This window comes from Pantoea coffeiphila (assembly GCF_016909495.1).
GTDB lineage: Bacteria > Pseudomonadota > Gammaproteobacteria > Enterobacterales > Enterobacteriaceae > Erwinia > Erwinia coffeiphila.
Genome location: NZ_JAFBFW010000011.1, coordinates 1 through 20690, shown reverse-complemented (window position 1 = coordinate 20690; position 20690 = coordinate 1). Strand labels below are relative to the sequence as shown.

24 protein-coding genes are annotated in these 20690 nt (G+C 55.0%); 18 read left to right on the top strand and 6 right to left on the bottom strand.

From position 1 onward, the window contains the following. Nucleotides 1-29: 29 nt before the first annotated feature. Together JOE09_RS24290 and JOE09_RS24285 are read right to left on the bottom strand one after the other, a co-directional pair. Nucleotides 30-248 carry a YheU family protein gene (locus tag JOE09_RS24290; protein WP_105594023.1) on the bottom strand — a complete coding sequence of 73 codons (219 nt, stop codon included), beginning with the start codon at nucleotides 246-248 and terminating at the stop codon, nucleotides 30-32. Further along, nucleotides 248-1264, bottom strand: coding sequence for a hydrolase (locus tag JOE09_RS24285; RefSeq protein ID WP_205067644.1), 1017 nt, complete (start codon nucleotides 1262-1264; stop codon nucleotides 248-250). The genes JOE09_RS24290 and JOE09_RS24285 overlap by 1 nt, the downstream gene beginning before the upstream one ends. 59 nt (nucleotides 1265-1323) lie before the next feature. Between JOE09_RS24285 and JOE09_RS24280 the strand changes: the two genes are divergently transcribed. Further along, the gene (locus tag JOE09_RS24280; RefSeq protein WP_200546721.1) at nucleotides 1324-1926 is read left to right on the top strand and encodes a LysE family translocator; all 603 of its coding nucleotides are present in this window, start codon (nucleotides 1324-1326) and stop codon (nucleotides 1924-1926) included. A 24-nt stretch (nucleotides 1927-1950) separates the two neighbouring features. On the opposite strand, the gene JOE09_RS24275 is transcribed toward JOE09_RS24280, so the two are convergent. Beyond that, nucleotides 1951-3045 carry a hypothetical protein gene (locus JOE09_RS24275; RefSeq protein ID WP_205067643.1) on the bottom strand — a complete coding sequence of 365 codons (1095 nt, stop codon included), beginning with the start codon at nucleotides 3043-3045 and terminating at the stop codon, nucleotides 1951-1953. After that, entirely contained in the window at nucleotides 3032-4162 is a 1131-nt protein-coding gene (locus JOE09_RS24270; protein ID WP_205067642.1) for a toxic anion resistance protein, read from the bottom strand. Before JOE09_RS24270 ends, JOE09_RS24275 begins: the two co-directional genes overlap by 14 nt. Nucleotides 4163-4421: 259 nt before the next feature. Between JOE09_RS24270 and tauA the strand changes: the two genes are divergently transcribed. From tauA to tauD, 4 genes are read left to right on the top strand one after another with little or no spacing between them, the layout of a single operon-like run. Beyond that, entirely contained in the window at nucleotides 4422-5399 is a 978-nt protein-coding gene (tauA, locus tag JOE09_RS24265) for a taurine ABC transporter substrate-binding protein (protein WP_105594020.1), read from the top strand. 14 nt (nucleotides 5400-5413) lie between these two features. Continuing rightward, the gene (gene tauB / locus JOE09_RS24260) at nucleotides 5414-6181 is read left to right on the top strand and encodes a taurine ABC transporter ATP-binding subunit (protein WP_105594019.1); all 768 of its coding nucleotides are present in this window, start codon (nucleotides 5414-5416) and stop codon (nucleotides 6179-6181) included. Then, the gene (tauC, locus tag JOE09_RS24255) at nucleotides 6178-7005 is read left to right on the top strand and encodes a taurine ABC transporter permease TauC (protein WP_205067641.1); all 828 of its coding nucleotides are present in this window, start codon (nucleotides 6178-6180) and stop codon (nucleotides 7003-7005) included. Before tauB ends, tauC begins: the two co-directional genes overlap by 4 nt. Continuing rightward, complete coding sequence (tauD, locus tag JOE09_RS24250) at nucleotides 7002-7853, top strand: taurine dioxygenase (RefSeq protein WP_205067640.1); 852 nt, start codon at nucleotides 7002-7004, stop codon at nucleotides 7851-7853. Before tauC ends, tauD begins: the two co-directional genes overlap by 4 nt. Before the next feature lie 115 nt (nucleotides 7854-7968). Here the strand turns inward: tauD and JOE09_RS24245 are convergent, their stop codons facing one another. Next, entirely contained in the window at nucleotides 7969-9873 is a 1905-nt protein-coding gene (locus JOE09_RS24245; RefSeq protein ID WP_205067639.1) for an ABC transporter ATP-binding protein, read from the bottom strand. A 125-nt stretch (nucleotides 9874-9998) separates the two neighbouring features. Between JOE09_RS24245 and kefG the strand changes: the two genes are divergently transcribed. The 4 genes from kefG (at nucleotide 9999) to slyD (ending at nucleotide 13296) form a co-directional block, all read left to right on the top strand. Beyond that, complete coding sequence (gene kefG, locus JOE09_RS24240; RefSeq protein WP_205067691.1) at nucleotides 9999-10550, top strand: glutathione-regulated potassium-efflux system ancillary protein KefG; 552 nt, start codon at nucleotides 9999-10001, stop codon at nucleotides 10548-10550. Continuing rightward, complete coding sequence (kefB, locus tag JOE09_RS24235; RefSeq protein ID WP_205067638.1) at nucleotides 10550-12355, top strand: glutathione-regulated potassium-efflux system protein KefB; 1806 nt, start codon at nucleotides 10550-10552, stop codon at nucleotides 12353-12355. The genes kefG and kefB overlap by 1 nt, the downstream gene beginning before the upstream one ends. A gap of 56 nt (nucleotides 12356-12411) precedes the next feature. Further along, on the top strand, nucleotides 12412-12612 hold the full coding sequence (locus JOE09_RS24230; RefSeq protein ID WP_105594013.1) for a YheV family putative zinc ribbon protein: 201 nt from the start codon (nucleotides 12412-12414) through the stop codon (nucleotides 12610-12612). Between the two features lie 141 nt (nucleotides 12613-12753). After that, entirely contained in the window at nucleotides 12754-13296 is a 543-nt protein-coding gene (gene slyD / locus JOE09_RS24225; RefSeq protein ID WP_205067637.1) for a peptidylprolyl isomerase, read from the top strand. A gap of 108 nt (nucleotides 13297-13404) precedes the next feature. Here slyD and JOE09_RS24220 read toward each other — a convergent pair whose 3' ends face one another. Beyond that, the gene (locus tag JOE09_RS24220; RefSeq protein WP_105594011.1) at nucleotides 13405-13623 is read right to left on the bottom strand and encodes a protein SlyX; all 219 of its coding nucleotides are present in this window, start codon (nucleotides 13621-13623) and stop codon (nucleotides 13405-13407) included. A 290-nt stretch (nucleotides 13624-13913) separates the two neighbouring features. Here JOE09_RS24220 and fkpA point away from each other — a divergent pair, with 290 nt between their 5' ends. The 9 genes from fkpA to JOE09_RS24175 form a co-directional block, all read left to right on the top strand. Beyond that, complete coding sequence (gene fkpA, locus JOE09_RS24215) at nucleotides 13914-14732, top strand: FKBP-type peptidyl-prolyl cis-trans isomerase (RefSeq protein ID WP_205067636.1); 819 nt, start codon at nucleotides 13914-13916, stop codon at nucleotides 14730-14732. Between the two features lie 206 nt (nucleotides 14733-14938). Then, nucleotides 14939-15661, top strand: coding sequence for a helix-turn-helix transcriptional regulator (locus JOE09_RS24210; protein ID WP_105594009.1), 723 nt, complete (start codon nucleotides 14939-14941; stop codon nucleotides 15659-15661). Then, entirely contained in the window at nucleotides 15661-16047 is a 387-nt protein-coding gene (tusD, locus tag JOE09_RS24205) for a sulfurtransferase complex subunit TusD (RefSeq protein WP_105594008.1), read from the top strand. The genes JOE09_RS24210 and tusD overlap by 1 nt, the downstream gene beginning before the upstream one ends. Further along, nucleotides 16047-16406 (top strand): sulfurtransferase complex subunit TusC, encoded by a 360-nt coding sequence (tusC, locus tag JOE09_RS24200; protein WP_205067635.1) that lies wholly within the window; start codon nucleotides 16047-16049, stop codon nucleotides 16404-16406. Before tusD ends, tusC begins: the two co-directional genes overlap by 1 nt. Before the next feature lie 7 nt (nucleotides 16407-16413). Next, entirely contained in the window at nucleotides 16414-16701 is a 288-nt protein-coding gene (gene tusB, locus JOE09_RS24195; RefSeq protein ID WP_205067634.1) for a sulfurtransferase complex subunit TusB, read from the top strand. 125 nt (nucleotides 16702-16826) lie between these two features. After that, nucleotides 16827-17201 carry a 30S ribosomal protein S12 gene (rpsL, locus tag JOE09_RS24190; protein WP_075182598.1) on the top strand — a complete coding sequence of 125 codons (375 nt, stop codon included), beginning with the start codon at nucleotides 16827-16829 and terminating at the stop codon, nucleotides 17199-17201. 96 nt (nucleotides 17202-17297) lie between these two features. Continuing rightward, nucleotides 17298-17768, top strand: a complete 471-nt coding sequence (gene rpsG / locus JOE09_RS24185; protein ID WP_105594005.1) for a 30S ribosomal protein S7 — start codon at nucleotides 17298-17300, stop codon at nucleotides 17766-17768. A gap of 90 nt (nucleotides 17769-17858) precedes the next feature. Further along, a complete protein-coding gene (fusA, locus tag JOE09_RS24180) occupies nucleotides 17859-19973 on the top strand; it encodes an elongation factor G (RefSeq protein ID WP_205067633.1) in 2115 nt (704 codons plus the stop codon). 70 nt (nucleotides 19974-20043) lie between these two features. Continuing rightward, a partial coding sequence (locus tag JOE09_RS24175; protein ID WP_205067632.1) for a GTP-binding protein occupies nucleotides 20044-20690 on the top strand: 647 nt, incomplete at its 3' end.

The window sequence follows — 20690 nt, the reverse complement described above, 5'->3', positions numbered from 1 at the left end:
TCGCCGCGTGGCGACCGGGAAAATTATCCTCAGCCGTTAAACTGCCCGCGCGGCATGATGTTGACGGTTTCATGCAGTTCCGACCACACCAGCACCGCGTCTCCGCTGGCCAGCTGGCGGCGAACGTCTTTCACTTTTTGTTCCAGCGATCGTTCCTGCTCACCGTAGTCGGTTCCCTCGCGCAGAACAAAGGATTCAATCAGGTTATCAAGCGTTTCAGAGTCGAGATCTTTCCAGGGAATAATCATCAGGGTTCCAGCCAGGTTGAAAGCCATTGCGGTATACGCTGTTCCAGCCACATTTGTGGCTGGCGCAGCGTACCGCCTACAAAACCAACGTGTCCACCGTAGCGGGTCAGCTGATACTCAATATTGGGCGGCAGCAGGGCCGGATCGGGGATCACCTCAGCGGTCATAAAGGGATCGTCCAGCGCATGGATGATCAACAGCGGTTTGCTGATGCCGGGCAGCAGCGGTAGTCCGCTACAGCGGCGATAGTAGTCGGTCGCGTCGGCAAAGCCGTGGGCTCTGGCGGTAATCGCATCATCAAAGGCGCGAAGCTTTTTCAGTGCTCGCAGCTGCGGCAGCTCTATGGGCAGCGTGCCGGGCCAGGCCATCAGCTTGCGCGTGGCGTTCTGCTTGAGCAGATTGAGCAGATAGCGCTGGTAGATACGGGAAAACCCCTGCTCCAGCCGCTGGCTACAGGGTTCCAGCATGAGTGGGGCGGAAACGACCACGCCCGCATCCAGCAGGCAGTTATCGCCCTGTTGCCCCATCAGGCAGGCCAGCATATTACCGCCGAGGGAGACGCCGACAGCGGCGGTCGGCACCTGGCCCCACTCATCGCGCAGCCACTGCAGGAAGTAGCTGGCATCACTGGTCTCTCCGGAGTGATAGATGCGGTTCAGGCGATTCGGCTCACCGCTACAGCCGCGAAAATGCATCACCACGCCCAGCCAGCCGCGATCTTTCCACGCCTGCAGCAGACCGTGCGCGTAGGGGCTGTTAAAGCTGCCTTCCAGACCGTGGAACAGGACCACGCGAGGTTTATGCCGCGCCTGTGCCGGGTCTTCACTCCAGGCAAGATCGACGAAATCGCTGTCCGGCAGGGTTAAGCGCTGCCAGTGCGGCTGCAAGGTGATGCGCCGGCGCACCAGCCTGGGTAGCAGGGTTTGCAGATGAGGGTTACGACCCCCGCGTAGAGGCCTGAAAGATTTGTCATCCAGGTGACTGAAAATCAGTGGTTCAGAGCTTGTAGTATCCATAACTCGCTGTTAGCTTCTTCGGGTTGTTTATTTCTTCAGGGGTGGGGAGCACCCGTTCTATGGAACTGAGCCTGTTTCTGTCTATGTTAGGTTTTCTCTGGGTCGCCGCCATCACACCTGGCCCTAATAATATGTTACTCACCGCCTCCGGTGCCAACTTTGGTTTCTGGCGATCGCTGGCCCTGCTGGTTGGCATTATGCTCGGTATGCAGATCATGCTGCTGATGGTGGCGTTTGGTATCGGCGGGTTAATTCTGCTCTATCCCTCCCTGCATCTGTTTATGAAGATTGCCGGTAGCCTTTATCTGCTGTGGCTGGCATGGAAAATCGGCACGGCAAAATATGAGAAGCTGGAGACCGGTGACGGCCCGGCGTCCCCGATGCCGTTCTGGCAGGGTGGTCTGCTGCAGCTGATTAACCCCAAAGCCTGGCTGATGGTGCTGGGTGCGGTGGCCAGCTTCAGCCTGGCCGGAAAGGGTTACCTCGGCTCCGTCGTCGCCATCAGTATTGCGCTGGCAATCGTGAACTTTGCGTCGGCGGTGATCTGGCTGGGATTCGGTACGCTGATTGGCCGCATTCTGCGCAGCCGTCGGGCATGGACGATTTTCAACGTGTTCATGGGTCTGCTGACCGCCGCCTGCGTGTTGTTGATTTGGCACTAATCTCCGGGGCGTGATCGGCACGCCCTACGATTTAAATCCATCCGTTCTTAAGAGGCTGTTCAACACGCTGAGATCGGTTTCAAACTCCAGCGTGTCATTTTCCAGCAGGCGAATATGCTGTTGGGCAAACGCCGAGTGCAGCGCCTCAAGTGCCTGTAAACATTGCTGCTCAATTTCGTCAGTCCTGCCGTGCAGACTCAACTGCTGCGACAGCGACAGGCCGCGCTTCACCACATTAGCAACCTGCGGCAGATAGCGTTGTAAAAAGGCCGTACCGGGCTGAACGTCATCAGCATCCTCCTGCATACACCCCAGAATGCGTTGCGCGTAGTCAATAACCCCGTCCAGCTCCTTTTGTAACAGTACCGGGAGCGGGGACTGCTGCTGTAATCGGTAGAGTTCCTGCCAGAAGGGGGCAAAGGGGAGCTGGGGGGCGTCATCCTCCAGTATGTCGCTGGGTGCCTTGTCATCATTCCTACCAGCCTGTTTTTCCACCGTAGGCGGTAATGAGTTTTTTCGCCCGGACCAGATGTCCGGCTCAGCATCCGTGGCAATAACCTTGTGCAGCCTGGCCCTGGCGACAAGCCACCTCTCCCGAACAGCGCTAAGCAGCGTTAACGCAATAAACAGACCAAAAAACCAGTCATGCGCGACGTGTTCGTAAATCATCACGTAGGCGATACCTGAAACCAGCAGTAGCAGCGGGGGAGAAATATCTGGAGTATTTTGACGGCTGACGAGGGCAATAAAATAGCCTGACGCGGCCATCCAGCAGGGCGTTGCGATCGGATCGCCAAAAAACAGCCACAGCATTCCGGCCAACAGGCACCAGCAGAAACAGCGGCGGCAGTATACAAACAGGTGTAGCAGTACCACCATGCTGGGCCAGACGAGAAAGAGATAGCCATTCTGGCCATCGGTGCTGGTGGATTGGGAGTATTCTTCTGAGTGGCCCAAAACTGTGCAAAAGCTGATGAACAGCGCGACGAAAACATACAGCACCAGCTGTACGGCGAGCTTTGAACCTCGTGAACGGTTGTAGAAGCCGCTAAATCCGCTCTCGTTTTCGCCTTTCAGTTTGTCTGTTGCCATCGCACGTTGAGCTTCAATGGGTTTCATCAGTTTCGCCCTTGTCCTGTAAGGCTGCCTTCATCTGAACAATTCCGGCCAGGCGTTGCTTCATTTCCTGCTCCATGCTGACCAGATCCTGTTCCACTTCCAGTCGGCGGTGGCGCGCATCGGTCGCGATGGTCAGGGTCTCTTCCAGCGTGCCGAGTAACCGCGTTTGCACTTCACGCAGAGTTTCGATATCGATTACCGAGCGCTCAACCTGGGTTGCGGTCTCAAGGCTACCGCTTTGCAGCAGTTCAGCATTGCGCTTCAGCATTTGATTGGTGGTATCGGCGACGTCTTTTTGCAGCTGCGCGGCCTGGCGCTGAGAGTAGAGTGAGATCCCCAGCACCATCTGACTTTTCCAGACAGGGATGGTGGTGAGAATGCTGCTCTGGATTTTTTCTGCCAGCGACTGGCTGTTACTTTGCATCAGGCGGATCTGTGGCGCAGTCTGTATGGCGAGGGTGCGCGACAGCAGCAGATCGTGCAGGCGGCGTTCAAAGCGTTGGATCGCCTCCAGCAGGTCACGCACGCGCTGCGCATCCATCGCATCGCCCGTTTCCCGGGCACGGGTCTGTGCGTCGGCCAGTTCATGGTTTTCCGTCAGCTCAACTTTCTGTTTTCCGGCGATAATATGCAGGGTGATTTGCTGGAAGAAGTCGCGGTTGCGCTGAAACAGCTGTTCCAGGGTGGCAATATTACGCAGCAATCCGGTTTGCGCCTGCTGCAGTTTTTGCGTCAACGCATCTACCTGCCGGGTCAGGGTCTGATATTCGAGCAGCGTGCGTTCCACACGGTTGAACAGGCTGCCGATCAGCGGAACGCCAGCCAGCCAGCTTTTTGACTGACCGAATACGTTGGGATCGACACCTTTCACTTTCTGCAGCAGGTCGGTGATTTGTTGCCCGACTTCGCCTGCATTCTTCGCACGAACTTCACTCATCAGCGTCTCGGCAAAGCGCGAAATGCCGTTCATGGTATTGGCGCCATAGGCAATTGCCATTAGTGGATCGTCAATATCAATTTGAGCAATTAGCGCGGTGACCTGCTGCTGTTCCTCTGCGTTAAGAGCAGGAAGGGCGGTGCTATCGGTTAACTTTGGAGAGTGGGGGAGTTCCGGCATAAGAATATCCTTATTTTTTATGCGGTAATTTAAGGGGCTTAACTTAACAGGAAATGGCGAGGAGACAAACAGCCTGAGTCGCATCGATGAATCTGTAAGCCGGCTTAACGCGGCGCTATGTGCGCTTTCCGGCAAACTTTTGCGTAAAAATTACTAAGTACACTTAGATATAAAAAAGAATTTTTAATTACTTTATTGCGATAGTCGCGCCCGGTTACAAAGGAGGTGTTCACCGATAACAACAATACTGGAGCGGGCTATGGCGGGTAAATTTACAGTTTCAATTCTGGCAGCGGCACTGGGGCTGGCAGCACTTAACGCACAGGCGGTGGACGTGACCGTCGCCTATCAGACATCAGCAGAACCGGCGAAAGTCGCGCAGGCCGACGACACCTTTGCCAAAGAGAGCGGGGCAAAAGTTGACTGGCGCAAATTCGACAGCGGCGCCAGCGTAGTGAGAGCGCTGGCCTCTGGCGATGTGCAGATTGGTAATCTCGGCTCCAGTCCGCTTGCCGTCGCGGCCAGCCAGGGCGTGCCGATTGAAGTCTTCCTGCTGGCATCACAGCTCGGTAACTCCGAAGCGCTGGTGGTGAAAAAGAACATCAAGGACCCGAAGGACCTGATTGGTAAACGCATCGCGGTGCCGTTTATTTCCACAACGCACTACAGCCTGCTGGCCTCGCTAAAGCACTGGGGTATCAAGCCGGGCCAGGTACAGATTATTAACCTGCAGCCGCCGGCTATTATTGCCGCCTGGCAGCGCGGAGATATCGACGGTGCCTACGTCTGGTCACCGGCGGTAAACCAGCTGGAAAAAGACGGCACCGTGCTGACCGATTCCTCGCAGGTGGGGAAATGGGGTTCTCCGACCCTCGACGTTTGGGTAGTGCGTAAAGACTTCGCCGAGAAGCATCCTGAGGTGGTGACCGCCTTTGCCCGCAGCGCGCTGGCCCCGCAAAAAGCCTATATCGACAACCCGGAAGCCTGGCTGAAGCAGGATGACAACCTGAGCAAGCTGTCGCGCCTGAGCGGCGTACCGACCGAAGATGTGCCGGTGCTGGTCAAAGGGAATACCTATCTTACCGCACAGCAGCAGGTGCAGGAGCTGAACGGCCCGGTGAATAAGGCGATTGTTGATACCGCTAACTTCCTGAAAGAGCAGGGCAAGGTGCCGCAGGTGGCTAGCGACTACAGCAGTTTCGTCACCGATCGTTTTGTTAAACCGCTGACGCAATAAGCGAGGTAAAGCCGATGCTGTCCGTCTCTCATCTCAGCGCCCGCTATCAAAACCAGCTGGCGCTCCAGGATATTAATCTGTCGATCGACAGCGGTGAGCTGCTGGTGGTGCTGGGGCCATCCGGCTGCGGCAAAACGACGCTGCTGAACCTGATTGCCGGATTCATCCCGGCCGAGAGCGGCAGCATTACGCTGGACGGCAAGCCGGTCAACGGGCCGGGTGCCGATCGCGGTGTGGTATTTCAAAACGAAGGGTTGCTGCCCTGGCGTAACGTGCTGGATAACGTGGCCTTCGGCCTGCAGCTGGCCGGGGTCGAAAAAAATGAAAGGCGGGAAATCGCCCGCCAGATGCTGAAAAAAGTGGGTCTGGCGGGCGCGGAACGACGCTTTATCTGGCAGCTTTCCGGCGGGATGCGTCAGCGGGTCGGCATCGCCCGCGCGCTGGCGGCCGATCCGCGGCTGCTGCTGCTGGATGAGCCTTTCGGCGCGCTGGATGCTTTCACCCGCGAACAGATGCAGGAGCTGCTGCTGACGCTCTGGCGGGACAGCGGCAAGCAAATTCTGTTGATTACCCACGATATTGAAGAGGCGGTATTTCTCGCCAGCGAGCTGGTGCTGTTATCGCCCGGCCCTGGCCGAATTGTTGAACGCCTTGCGCTGGATTTCGGCCGCCGCTACGCCAACGGCGAACCGTGCCGGTCAATTAAATCTGACCCGGCGTTTATTGAACGCCGTGAATATGTCCTTAGCCGGGTATTCCATCAGCGCGAGGTGTTGGTATGAGCTCACTGATTAATGAAAAAAGCACGCCGCGCCGCTGGCGTTTACGCTGGCCGCTGTCCCGACAGCTGACATTGAGTAGCGCCACGCTGGTGGTGGTAGTGGCCCTGTGGTGGCTCGTGACCGCGCTACAGCTGGTGACGCCGCTGTTTCTGCCGCCGCCGCAGCAGGTACTGCAGAAGCTGTTGACCATCGCCGGTTCGACCGGATTTATGGATGCCACTCTGTGGCAGCACCTGGGAGCCAGCCTGACGCGTATCCTGATTGCGCTGCTGGCGGCGGTGGTGATTGGCGTGCCGGTGGGCATTTTTATGGGGCTGAATGAGACGGTACGCGGCATTCTCGATCCGCTGATTGAGCTTTACCGCCCGGTACCGCCTCTGGCCTATCTGCCGCTGATGGTGATCTGGTTTGGCATTGGCGAAACCTCGAAGATTTTACTGATTTATCTGGCGATATTTGCCCCGGTGGCGATGTCTGCGCTGGCCGGGGTGAAGAGCGCCCAGCAGGTTCGCCTGCGCGCCGCACGTTCCCTTGGCGCCAGCCGCTGGCAGGTCCTGTGGTTTGTTGTTTTGCCCGGTGCGCTGCCGGAAATTCTCACCGGTTTACGCATTGGTCTTGGCGTGGGCTGGTCAACCCTGGTGGCGGCCGAGCTGATTGCGGCCACGCGCGGCCTTGGTTTTATGGTGCAATCCGCGGGGGAGTTCCTCGCCACCGACGTCGTGCTGGCAGGCATTGCGGTGATTGCCCTGATTGCATTTGCACTTGAGCTGGGGCTGCGTGCCTTACAGCGTCGTTTAACCCCGTGGCACGGAGCACAGTCATGAACGAACGTATTACTATTCAACCGCTTGGGCCGTATATCGGTGCTCAAGTCAGCAATCTTGATTTACGCCTTCCGCTCAGCGACGGTCAGTTTGAACAGCTTTACCATGCGCTGATCCGCCATCAGGTGCTGTTCCTGCGCGATCAGCCGATCACGCCGCAGCAGCAGCGAGCGTTGGCCGCGCGCTTCGGCGATCTGCATATTCATCCGGTCTATCCTCATGCTCCCGGCGTGGAGGAAGTTATCGTGCTGGATACCCACGACGATAATCCACCGGATAATGATAACTGGCATACCGATGTTACCTTTATCGAGACGCCGCCTGCCGGTGCCATTCTTGCCGCGAAGCACCTGCCGGAAACCGGCGGCGATACGCTGTGGGCCAGCGGAATTGCCGCCTGGGATGCGCTGTCCGAGCCGTTGCAGCAGCTGCTGAGCGGGCTGCTGGCGGAACATGACTTTAAGAAATCGTTCCAGGAGTACAAATATCGCGGTAGCGAAGAGGAACACCAGCGCTGGCAGCAGGCGGTCGCGAAGAATCCACCGCTGCTGCATCCGGTAGTGCGGACTCATCCGGTCAGCGGTAAGCAGGCGCTGTTTGTTAATGAAGGCTTCACCACGCGTATTGTCGGCATCAAGGAGAAAGAGAGCGACGCGCTGCTGCGTTTCCTGTTTGCTCATATCACCAAGCCGGAGTTTCAGGTGCGCTGGCGCTGGCAGGTCGGGGATGTGGCCATCTGGGATAATCGGGTGACTCAGCACTACGCGAACGCGGATTATCTTCCACAGCGGCGCATTATGCACCGCGCGACGATCCTCGGGGATAAGCCGTTTTATCGCGCTGAATAATGCCGCCGTAGAGAGAACGTCTAAACGAAGTTGGAAGGGCAATACGGGCTGAATCCGAGGTGTGAGTTCAGCCTGAGCAGGGGACGGCTGAAACCGTCCTCTGCCTGATGGAGCATTATTCCGCGTTTAGCATCGCTTCAAGCTGTTCCTGTGCGTCCAGCCATTCCATTTCACTCTCTTCCAGTGCGGATTTTGCCGCCGCCTGCTGCTGCAGTGCGGCGGTGAGATCGGCCTTGCGGCTTTGCTCGTAGATTGCGCTGTCCGACAGCTTCGCTTCGGCGTCCGCCAGCTGAAGGTTGTGCTTCTCCATCAGCTTTTCCAGCTTTTCAATCTGCTTGCGTAGCGGCTGGGTCTGCGTGCGCAGTTCGGCCTCGCGGCGCTTTTGATCTTTACGCGACTGTGCGCTGTTGGCGCTTTCTACTTTCGGGGCGGATTCTGCTGCGACCTGTTTTTGCAGGTCGCTGAGCCACTGCTGATAATCTTCCAGATCGCCATCAAAGGCTTCCACTTTACCGTCGTGCACCAGATAGAGATCGTCGGTCGTGGATCGCAGCAGGTGACGATCGTGGGAAACCACCACCAGTGCACCCTCAAAGTCGATCAGCGCTTCAGTTAAGGCCTGGCGCATATCCAGATCGAGGTGGTTAGTTGGTTCATCAAGCAGCAGCAGGTTGGGGCGCTGCCAGACGATCAGTGCCAGCACCAGACGGGCTTTCTCGCCGCCGGAGAAGCGTTTCGTCTCCTCGGTGACTTTATCCCCCTGGAAGCCGAAGCCGCCCAGATAATCGCGCAGCTGCTGTTCCAGCACTTTGGGTGCCAGCCGCGCCAGGTGCTGTAGCGGGGATTCATCCGCGCGTAAGAATTCAAGCTGATGCTGGGCGAAATAGCCGAGCTTGATGCCTTTCGCCAGACCGATATCACCCTGTAGCGGGGCCAGTTCGCCCGCCAGCAGCTTGATCAGCGTGGATTTACCGGCACCGTTACGGCCCAGCAGGCCAATACGCGATCCGGGTACCAGGTTCAGCTTGATGGAATTCAGGATTTTTCGGTCGCCGTAGCCCGCGCTGACTTTTTCCATTTTCAGCAGGGGATTTGGCAGGCTTTCCGGCTCGCGGAAGCTGAAGGTGAACGGGTTGTCCACGTGCGCCGGGGCGATCAGCTCCATACGTTCCAGCATTTTGATACGGCTTTGCGCCTGCTTGGCCTTGGTGGCTTTCGCTTTGAAGCGGTCAATAAAGCTTTGCAGATGGGCGACTTTTTGCTGCTGGTGCTCAAACATCGACTGCTGCTGTGCCAGCTTGGTGGCGCGCTGAATTTCGAACGAGCTGTAGTTGCCGGTGTATTCGTAAATAGTTTGCTGTTCGATATGCAGGATCTTATCCACCACCGGATCGAGGAAGTCGCGATCGTGGGAGATCAGGATCAGCGTGCCGCTGTAGCTTTTCAGCCAGCGTTCCAGCCAGATCACCGCATCAAGATCGAGGTGGTTAGTCGGTTCATCAAGCAGCAGCAGATCGGAACGGCAGAGCAGGGCCTGCGCGAGGTTCAAACGCATACGCCAGCCGCCGGAAAAGTCACTGACCGGCCGCTGTAGCTGTTCCTGGCTAAAGCCCAAACCGCTAAGAAGGCTGGCCGCGCGGGATTGTATTGTCCATGCCTGAATCGCATCCAGCTTGCCGTGCAGCGTGGCGATGGCATGGCCGTCGTTAATGTCGTTGGCGTGTGCTAATTCAGACTCAAGCTGACGAAATTCACGGTCGCCGTCGATAACATACTCAATAGCGGCCACGTCCAGCGCGGGCGTTTCCTGGTTGACCCACGCCAGTGACCAGCTACCGGGATAGCTGAAGCTGCCAGCATCGGCGCTTATCTCGTTTTTAAGCAGAGCCAGCAGCGTGGATTTACCGCAGCCGTTTTTACCGACCAGGCCCACTTTCTGACCGGGATTGATAGTCGCCGTAGCGTTATCCAGCAGTACGCGGACACCGCGACGAATTTGTAACGAGGAGAATACAATCATAAGCGCCGTAAGTTCAGAGTATGTTAAATTAAGTCATCATAATCAGTTTGTCGGAATCACGTATTCCGTTGCGTCGTGCATGGTAGCGGAAATCCCCGTCCGTGACGACGATTTGGAGGGGAATGATGTCGCAGCCGCCTAAAGTTCTGCTGTTGTATGCCCATCCGGAGTCTCAAGATTCGATCGCTAATCGTGTTTTGCTGCAACCGGCTCGTAATCTGGAACACGTGACGGTCCATGACTTATACGCGCACTATCCCGATTTCTTTATTGATATTCACCATGAGCAGCAGCTGCTGCGTGACCATCAAATCATTGTTTTTCAGCATCCTCTTTATACCTACAGCTGCCCGGCGCTGCTGAAGGAGTGGATGGATCGCGTGTTGTCCCGTGGCTTTGCCAGCGGACCGGGCGGTAACGTGCTGGAAGGTAAATACTGGCGCAGCGTGATCACCACCGGCGAGCCGGAGGCGGCCTATCATCAGGAAGGGCTTAACCGTTATCCGATGTCTGAGATCATGCGCCCGTTTGAGCTGACGGCGCAGATGTGCCGGATGCACTGGCTGACGCCAATGATCATTTACTGGGCGCGACGCCAGTCGCCGGAAACATTAAAAAATTATGCCAATGCCTACGATGACTGGCTGGAAAATCCACTGCCCTATGGAGGTGTTTAATGGAAGGTGAAACTCTCCTGACCGCAGGCGTGGTATACCTGTTTGCCGCGGTGATTGCGGTGCCGATTGCGGCGCGCCTGGGTATCGGCGCGGTGCTGGGGTATTTACTGGCGGGTATCGCCATTGGCCCGTGGGGCTTAGGCTTTATCAGCGACGTGGAAGAGATCCTGCACTTCTCCGAGCTGGGCGTGGTGTTCCTGATGTTTATCATCGGCCTGGAACTGAATCCCTCGAAACTGTGGCAGCTGCGCCGTTCGATTTTTGGCGTCGGTGCGGCGCAGGTGATCCTCAGCGCCGCGGTGCTGGGTGGCCTGCTGTATCTGACCGATTTCTCGTGGCAGGCTGCCACTATCGGCGGGATCGGGCTGGCGATGTCGTCTACGGCAATGGCATTACAGCTGATGCGCGATAAGGGCATGAATCGCAATGAATCCGGCCAGCTCGGCTTCTCGGTTCTGCTGTTCCAGGACCTGGCGGTGATCCCGGCGCTGGCGCTGGTTCCACTGTTGGCCGGTAACGACAGCGGCCATACCGACTGGATGAAGGTGGGCATCAAGGTGCTGGCGTTTGCCGGTATGCTGATTGGCGGGCGCTATTTACTCCGCCCGATCCTGCGTTTTATTGCCGCCTCCGGCGTGCGCGAGGTGTTTACCGCCGCGTCGCTGCTGCTGGTGCTGGGCTCTGCACTGTTTATGGATGCACTTGGGCTGTCGATGGCGCTGGGCACCTTTATCGCCGGTATTCTGCTGGCAGAAAGCGAATATCGCCACGAGCTGGAAGTGTCGATCGATCCGTTTAAAGGCCTGCTGCTGGGGCTGTTCTTTATTTCGGTGGGCATGGCGCTCAACCTTGGCGTGCTCTATACCCATATTATTGAGATCCTCGTTGGCGTCGTCGCGCTGGTGGCGGTGAAGACGCTGGTTCTCTATCTGCTGGCCCGCGTTTACGGCCTGCGCAGCTCCGAGCGCTTGCAGTTTGCCGGCGTGCTGAGCCAGGGGGGAGAGTTTGCCTTCGTACTGTTCTCCGCTGCGGCTTCGGCAAAGTTGTTCAGTGGGGATCAGATGCCGCTGTTGCTGGTGACTGTAACACTGTCGATGATGACCACGCCGCTGCTGATGCAGGGAGTGGATCGTATTCTCGCCCGGCGCTTTAACGAAGCGGACGACACGCAGGAAAAACCGTTCGTTGAAGATGATAAGCCGCAGGTTATCGTGGTGGGCTTCGGGCGTTTTGGCCAGGTTATTGGCCGCCTGCTGATGGCGAACGAAAAGCGCATTACCGTGCTGGAGCGTGATATCAGTGCCGTTAGCCTGATGCGCAAATACGGCTACAAAGTTTATTACGGCGATGCTACTGAACTTGAATTATTGCGGGCGGCGGGCGCAGAAACGGCGCAGTCGATCGTGATAACCTGCAACAGTCCGGAAGACTCGATGGAGATTGTTCATCTGTGCCAGCAGCATTTCCCGCATCTGCAAATTCTGGCCCGCGCCCGTGGCCGAGTAGAGGCCCACGAGCTGCTGCAGGCCGGCGTGATGCAGTTCTCGCGTGAAACCTTCAGCAGTGCGCTGGAGCTGGGCCGCAAGACGCTGATGACGCTGGGCATGCATCCGCACCAGGCGTTTCGCGCTCAGCAGCACTTCCGTCGTCTGGATATGCGCATGCTGCGTGAGCTGATGCCGAATCATACCGACAGTCAGCATATCTCCAGGGTGAAAGAGGCACGGCGCGAGCTGGAGGATATCTTCCAGACCGAGATGCGCCAGGAAAAACGGCAGCTCGATGGCTGGGACGGCAACGAGTAGCGGGCGATTTCTCGGCGAGCGTCCGTACGACAGAACTAAATCATCATTTTTCTGGGATCATTATGCGTAAACGTTTTATCGCTGGTGCAACCTGCCCCAGCTGTCAGGCTAAAGACACTCTTGCTCTGTGGCGTGAGAATAATGTTGATGTGGTTGAGTGCGTTAAGTGTGGTCATCAGATGCGCGAAGCCGATAAACAGGCCCGCGAACAGGTACGCGAGAAGGAACAGGTGATCGGTATTTTTCATCCCGACTAGCGCTACCGCCCAGCTTTTTTTAAGCTGTAGCGTACAGCCGCATTGAAATTCGATACAATTGACGCCACTTAGAGTCCATAACGTTGGTAATGATAGCCAGCGAAGCTAAGGGCTCAACGCTCTCAACGGTTAGGAGAAATCATGAAAGTAGCAAAAGACCTTGTGGTCAGCCTGGCATACCAGGTACGTACAGAAGATGGTGTGTTGGTTGATGAGTCACCGGTGAGTGCACCGCTGGACTACCTGCACGGTCATGGCTCCCTGATTTCCGGCCTGGAGAAGGCGCTGGAAAATCGTGAAGTGGGCGATAAGTTTGATGTGAAAATCGCTTCTAACGATGCCTACGGCGAGTATGACGATAATCTGGTTCAGCGCGTTCCTAAAGACGTCTTTATGGGCGTGGACGAGCTGCAGGTGGGTATGCGATTTATGGCTGAAACTGACCAGGGTCCGGTTCCGGTTGAAATCACCGAAGTGGAAGACGAGCACGTTGTGGTTGACGGTAACCACATGCTGGCCGGTCAGAATCTGAGCTTCAATGTTGAAGTGATCGCCATCCGTGCTGCAACCGAAGAAGAGCTGGCCCACGGCCACGTTCACGGTGAGCACGACCATCACCACGATCACGACCATGACCACGGTCAGGGTGGCTGTGGTAACGGCGGATGTGGCTGCAGCCACTAATCGCCGATAGTTGAAAAGCGAGCAGCCGCTATCTTTCTCAGATAGCGGCTTTTTTTTGGTTTTTTTTCGATGTGTGAGCGTAACAGGGAAGCGGGTACAGCGTGACACTCAGTAGTGTGGCGGAGGTGTTTCTTCCGACTGTGATGCGATCTGCGAAGGGGCGGCGGCCTTGAGTTTATCGGTCAGCAAGCGCATCTGCTCACGCAGTCGCGCCATATCCAGCTCGTGCTGCACCACGGTCTGGTTCAGCTCCTCAATCGTGTGTTCCTGAAACGCCAGTTTACTCTCCAGCACTTCAATTCGCTGTTCCAGCAATGTTTGTTGCATTTTATTCCCTCTTGTTACTACTTACCGTTCGTTCGAGCGGGTGAATTGTCCGATTCTAACGGCAAAAGAGAGGCTAACACAGGTAAAATGGCGTAAATTGGCGATTGAGGGTTGAAAAGTCAGGCGGCTGTTGCCATCACAGACAGTGAAACTTTTCGGCAGCCGGATTGTCGGAAGTTAACTTCTATATTTCAGGCGGGAGTATTTTGTTTTCCCGCGCCCGGTTATAGTACGGACCGAAGGTCTGCAAACGATTCCCGAGGTGAGACGCTTCGGTTTTGGAGAAATGGATGAAATCATTATTTAAAGTCACATTGTTAGCTACCACTATGGCCCTCGCGCTGAATGCTCCGCTGACAATGGCTGCTGATGCGGCCCCGGCTCAGAAAGCGGCAGAGCAGGCACCTAAGAATGCTGCGTTCAAAAACGACGATCAGCAGTCTGCTTACGCACTGGGTGCTTCACTGGGTCGCTACATGGAAAACTCCCTGAAGGAACAGGAAAAACTGGGCATCGCTCTGGACAAAACCCAGCTGATCGCGGGCGTTCAGGATGCGTTTGCCGGTAAAAGCAAACTCTCCGACCAGGAAATCGAACAAACGCTGCAGTCCTTCGAAGGCCGTGTGAAAGGCGCAGCTCAGGCGAAGATGGAAAAAGACGCGAAAGAGAATGCCACCAAGGGTGAAGCTTTCGCTGCTAAATTCGCTAAAGAGAAAGGCGTGAAGAAAACTGAATCTGGCCTGCTGTATAAAGTTGAGAAAGCCGGTACAGGTGATGCGCCGAAAGACAGCGATACCGTTGTTGTGAACTACAAAGGAACCCTGATCGATGGTTCCGAGTTTGATAACTCTTACACCCGTGGCGAGCCGCTGTCATTCCGTCTGGACGGCGTGATCCCAGGCTGGACCGAAGGTCTGAAGCAGGTTAAGAAAGGCGGTAAGATCAAACTGGTTATCCCACCGAACCTGGCCTACGGTAAAAACGGTGTTCCGGGTATCCCGGCTAACTCCACACTGGTGTTTGACGTTGAGCTGCTGGATATCAAACCAGCGGCTAAAGCTGAAGCCCCGGAAGCCGCGCCGGCTGAAGGCGCCGCTAAACAGCAGTAATATCTGCCTGCCGCCACCTTCGGGTGGCGGTTTTATTTCTCGTTCTTACCTCGCTGTTTCTTCTGGTTTTTTGCTTAGATCATCATTTCACGACAAAGTCGGGACACACCTTTCTGATATTTGCTAGACTAGCCAACGCGCATTTAATAAGAATGAGTCTGCCCTTGCGCTGTGTGACAGGCTCTTGTCAAAGGGTGGTGTCGTCTATGTCTGGTTCATTTTTTCCCGCCGATATTACGGATGCGGATCTGCTTGAGCAGCATCCCTTCGTCCCAGCGGATTTTGATATTTTAAGGTCTTACGAAGCCGTGGTGGATGGACTTGCCATGCTGATCGGTTCGCACTGTGAGATCGTGCTGCATTCACTGGAAGATTTAAAATGCTCGGCGGTGAGAATCGCTAATGGTGAACATACCGGGCGTAAAATCGGGTCACCGATTACCGATCTCGCGCTGCGTATGCTGCATGATATGACCGATGCAGACAGCAATGTTTCCAAAGCCTATTTCACCCGCGCTAAAAGCGGCGTGCTGATGAAATCCGTCACCATCGCGATTCGCAACGGCAACCAGCGCGTTATCGGCCTGCTGTGCATCAACATGAACCTGGATGTCCCGTTCTCGCAGATTATGGCGACCTTTATGCCGCCTGAAACGCCTGATGTCGCCTCGTCGGTGAACTTTGCGTCTTCGGTGGAAGATCTGGTGATGCAAACGCTGGAGTTCACCATTGAAGAGGTGAGCGCCGACCGTAACGTATCAAACAATGCCAAAAATCGTCAGATTGTCCTGAATCTCTATGAGAAGGGGATTTTTGATATCAAAGATGCGATTAATCAGGTGGCTGACCGCTTAAACATCTCCAAGCACACCGTTTATCTCTACATCCGCCAGTTTAAAAACGGTGACTTCCACGGGCAGGATAAGTAATGCGTTTCGCGCTGATGGTCACCGGCCCGGCCTACGGCACACAGCAGGCCAGCAGCGCCTGGCTGTTCGCTAACGCGCTGCTGGAACAGGGGCATCAGCTTGAGAGCGTGTTCTTCTATCGTGAAGGTGTGCTGAATGCCAGCCAGCTTAATGCCCCCGCCAGCGATGAGTTCGATTTAACTCGCAGCTGGCAGCAGCTACAGCAGAAATACGGTTTTGCTTTAAACATCTGCGTGGCTGCGGCGCTGCGGCGGGGGATTACCGATCGGCAGGAAGCGGAAAATCTGGGGCTGCCGGCGGCAAACCTGGCAGACGGGTTTCAGCTTTCGGGCCTTGGGGCGCTGGCGGAAGCAGCACTGAGCTGCGACAGAATGGTGCAGTTTTAATGAATCGTATTGCGTTTGTTTTCAGCCAGGCTCCGCATGGCACGAGTGCAGGCCGTGAAGGATTAGATGCCGTACTGGCCACTTCTGCATTGAGTGATGAGGTTGCGCTGTTCTTTATCAGCGACGGCGTGTTACAGCTCACCGCGGAGCAGCAGCCACAGCAAATACTGGCGCGTAACTATATTGCGACCTTCGGCGTGCTGCCGCTGTACGACGTAGAGCATTGCTATATTTGCGCAGCAGCGCTGGCGGAACGTGGGTTGGCTGTCGACGCGGTTCGCGTACTGCCCGCTGAAGTGCTTGCCCCGGAAGAACTGCGTAGTCGACTGGCGGAATACGACCGGGTGCTCACTTTCTGAGGAAGCTATGCTGCATACTTTGATGACTTCGCCGTTTCGCTGTGACCTGAATGCCGTAGTGCGGCTGTTCGCGGAAGGTGATGATGTTCTGCTGATGCAGGACGGTGTTATTGCCGCACTGGCCGGTAGCCCGGCACTTGAAGTACTGCTTCAAGCCCCCATATCTCTCTTTGCTTTGAAAGACGATCTTGACGCTCGCGGGCTTTTTGGTCAAATTTCAACCAGCGTGACAGCGATAAGCTATACTGAGTTCGTTGCGCTGGCGGTTAAAAACCCTCAGCAAATGACCTGGTAATGACAGTACCCCTGGTTATTTCTTGACTCTTTTTAAGCTCAGCCCTAAAATTCCGCGGCCTCGTGATTCCGCGAGGTGATTTATTACGTGTTTACGAAGCAAAAGCTAAATCCAGGAGCTATTTAATGGCAACAGTTAACCAGCTGGTTCGCAAACCACGCGCACGTAAAGTTGCAAAGAGCAACGTACCTGCGCTGGAAGCCTGCCCGCAGAAACGTGGTGTATGTACTCGTGTATACACTACTACCCCTAAAAAACCGAACTCCGCACTGCGTAAAGTTTGCCGTGTTCGTTTAACCAACGGTTTTGAAGTTACCTCCTACATCGGCGGTGAAGGTCATAACCTGCAGGAACACTCAGTGATCCTGATCCGTGGCGGTCGTGTAAAAGACCTGCCAGGTGTGCGTTACCACACCGTTCGTGGCGCGCTGGACTGCTCAGGTGTTAAAGACCGTAAGCAGGCTCGCTCCAAGTACGGCGTGAAGAAGCCAAAGGCTTAATGGTTCTCCGTTAAGTAAGGCCAAACGTTTTAACCTTAATGTCAAAATAAACTCGTAGAGTTTTGGACAATCCTGAATTAACAACGGAGTATTTCCATGCCACGTCGTCGCGTCATTGGTCAGCGTAAAATTCTGCCAGATCCTAAGTTCGGATCAGAGCTGCTGGCCAAATTTGTAAATATCCTGATGGTAGATGGTAAAAAATCTACTGCTGAAGCTATCGTTTATAACGCGCTGGAGACCCTGGCTCAGCGTTCTGGTAAAAACGAGCTGGAAGCTTTCGAAGTAGCCCTGGACAACGTCCGCCCAACCGTGGAAGTTAAATCTCGCCGCGTTGGTGGTTCTACTTATCAGGTACCAGTTGAAGTCCGTCCGGTTCGTCGTAATGCCCTGGCAATGCGTTGGATCGTAGAAGCTGCTCGTAAACGCGGTGATAAATCTATGGCTCTGCGCCTGGCGAACGAACTTTCTGATGCTGCAGAAAACAAAGGTACTGCAGTTAAGAAACGTGAAGACGTTCACCGTATGGCCGAAGCCAACAAGGCGTTCGCTCACTACCGCTGGTAACAGCCCTGTAGTTGTTATTAACCCAGTGGGCGTTCAAGTGACCAACCCGCTGGGATTTAACTTAGAACGTCCGAGAATCAGAGGAATCAAATGGCTCGTAAAACACCCATTGAGCGCTACCGTAATATCGGTATCAGTGCGCACATCGACGCCGGTAAAACGACGACGACCGAACGTGTTCTGTTCTACACCGGTGTAAACCACAAAATCGGTGAAGTACATGACGGCGCAGCAACCATGGACTGGATGGAGCAGGAACAGGAACGTGGTATTACTATCACCTCCGCTGCGACCACCTGTTACTGGTCTGGTATGGCTAAGCAGTTTGAGCCACACCACGTAAACATCATCGACACCCCGGGACACGTTGACTTCACCATCGAAGTAGAACGTTCCATGCGTGTGCTCGACGGCGCAGTAATGGTTTACTGTGCGGTTGGTGGTGTTCAGCCACAGTCTGAAACCGTATGGCGCCAGGCTAACAAATATAAAGTTCCACGCATCGCGTTCGTTAACAAAATGGACCGTATGGGTGCTAACTTCCTGAAAGTTGTTGGTCAGATGGAAGCGCGTCTGGGTGCAAACCCAGTGCCATTGCAGCTGGCTATCGGCGCAGAAGAGAAATTCACCGGTGTTGTTGACCTGGTGAAAATGAAAGCGATCAACTGGAACGACGCCGATCAGGGCGTTACCTTCGTTTACGAAGATATCCCAGCTGATATGCAGGAACTGGCCGAAGAATGGCGTGCGAAGCTGGTTGAAGCGGCTGCGGAAGGTTCTGACGAGCTGATGGAGAAATTCTTCAGCGGTGAAGAGCTGACCGAAGAAGAGATCAAAACTTCTCTGCGTAAGCGCGTGCTGAAAAACGAAATCATTCTGGTTACCTGTGGTTCTGCATTTAAGAACAAAGGTGTTCAGGCGATGCTGGATGCGGTTGTTGAATACCTGCCGGCACCAAATGACGTTGAAGCAATCAACGGTATGCTGGACGACGACAAAGACACTCCGGCTGTGCGTCACTCTGATGACAAAGAACCGTTTGCTGCTCTGGCGTTCAAAATCGCTACCGACCCGTTTGTGGGTAACCTGACCTTCTTCCGCGTTTACTCTGGCGTTGTGAACTCTGGCGACACCGTGTACAACCCGGTTAAGTCAGCTCGTGAGCGTCTGGGCCGTATCGTACAGATGCACGCCAACAAACGTGAAGAGATCAAAGAAGTTCGCGCGGGCGATATCGCTGCGGCTATCGGTCTGAAAGACGTGACTACCGGTGACACCCTGTGCGATCCGGACAGCGTGATCATTCTGGAGCGCATGGAATTCCCTGAGCCAGTAATCTCGATCGCTGTTGAGCCGAAAACCAAAGCTGACCAGGAAAAAATGGGTCTGGCTCTGGGCCGTCTGGCGAAAGAAGACCCATCATTCCGCGTATGGACTGATGAAGAAACTAACCAGACCATCATCGCTGGTATGGGTGAGCTGCACCTCGACATCATCGTTGACCGCATGAAGCGTGAATTCAACGTTGAAGCGAACGTCGGTAAACCTCAGGTTGCTTACCGTGAAGCAATTCGCGCGAAAGTTACCGATATCGAAGGTAAACACGCCAAGCAGTCTGGTGGTCGTGGTCAGTACGGTCATGTTGTTATCGACATGTACCCACTGGAGCCGGGCTCTAACCCTAAAGGTTACGAGTTCGTCAACGACATCAAAGGCGGCGTGATTCCTGGCGAATACATTCCTGCGGTTGATAAAGGTATCCAGGAGCAGCTGAAATCAGGTCCACTGGCTGGTTATCCAGTAGTAGATCTGGGTGTTCGTCTGCACTTTGGTTCTTACCATGATGTTGACTCCTCAGAGCTGGCATTTAAACTGGCTGCTTCTATCGCGTTTAAAGACGGCTTTAAGAAAGCAACTCCAGTTCTGCTTGAGCCGATCATGAAGGTTGAAGTAGAGACTCCGGAAGAGAACACCGGTGACGTTATCGGTGACCTTAGCCGTCGTCGTGGTATGCTCAAAGGACAAGAATCTAACGCTACTGGCGTTCAGATTCACGCTGAAGTTCCGCTGTCTGAAATGTTCGGATATGCTACTCAGCTGCGTTCTCTGACTAAAGGCCGTGCTTCTTACTCCATGGAGTTCCTGAAGTATGATGATGCGCCGAACAACGTCGCTCAGGCCGTTATCGAAGCTCGTAGCAAATAAGCTACAGTTTTAAAATATTGATCCTATGCTCTCACCAAAGGGTGAGAGCATTAAAGTAAGGAATATCGTCGTGGCTAAAGAGAAATTTGAACGTTCCAAACCGCACGTCAACGTAGGTACTATCGGCCACGTTGACCACGGTAAAACTACCCTGACTGCAGCTATCACCACCGTTCTGGCTAAAACCTACGGCGGTTCTGCTCGTGCATTCGACCAGATCGATAACGCACCAGAAGAAAAAGCACGTGGTATCACCATCAACACTTCTCACGTTGAATATGACACCCCGACTCGCCACTACGCGCACGTTGACTGCCCGGGCCACGCCGACTATGTGAAAAACATGATCACCGGTGCTGCTCAGATGGACGGCGCGATCCTGGTTGTTGCTGCGACTGATGGCCCAATGCCACAGACTCGTGAGCACATCCTGCTGGGTCGTCAGGTTGGCGTTCCATTCATCATCGTGTTCATGAACAAATGTGACATGGTTGATGATGAAGAGCTGCTGGAGCTGGTTGAGATGGAAGTACGTGACCTGCTGTCACAGTACGACTTCCCAGGCGACGACACCCCAATCGTTCACGGTTCTGCACTGAAAGCACTGCAGGGCGAAGCTGAGTGGGAAGCTAAGATCATCGAACTGGCTGGTTACCTGGATTCTTACATCCCAGAGCCAGAGCGTGCGATTGACAAGCCATTCCTGCTGCCTATCGA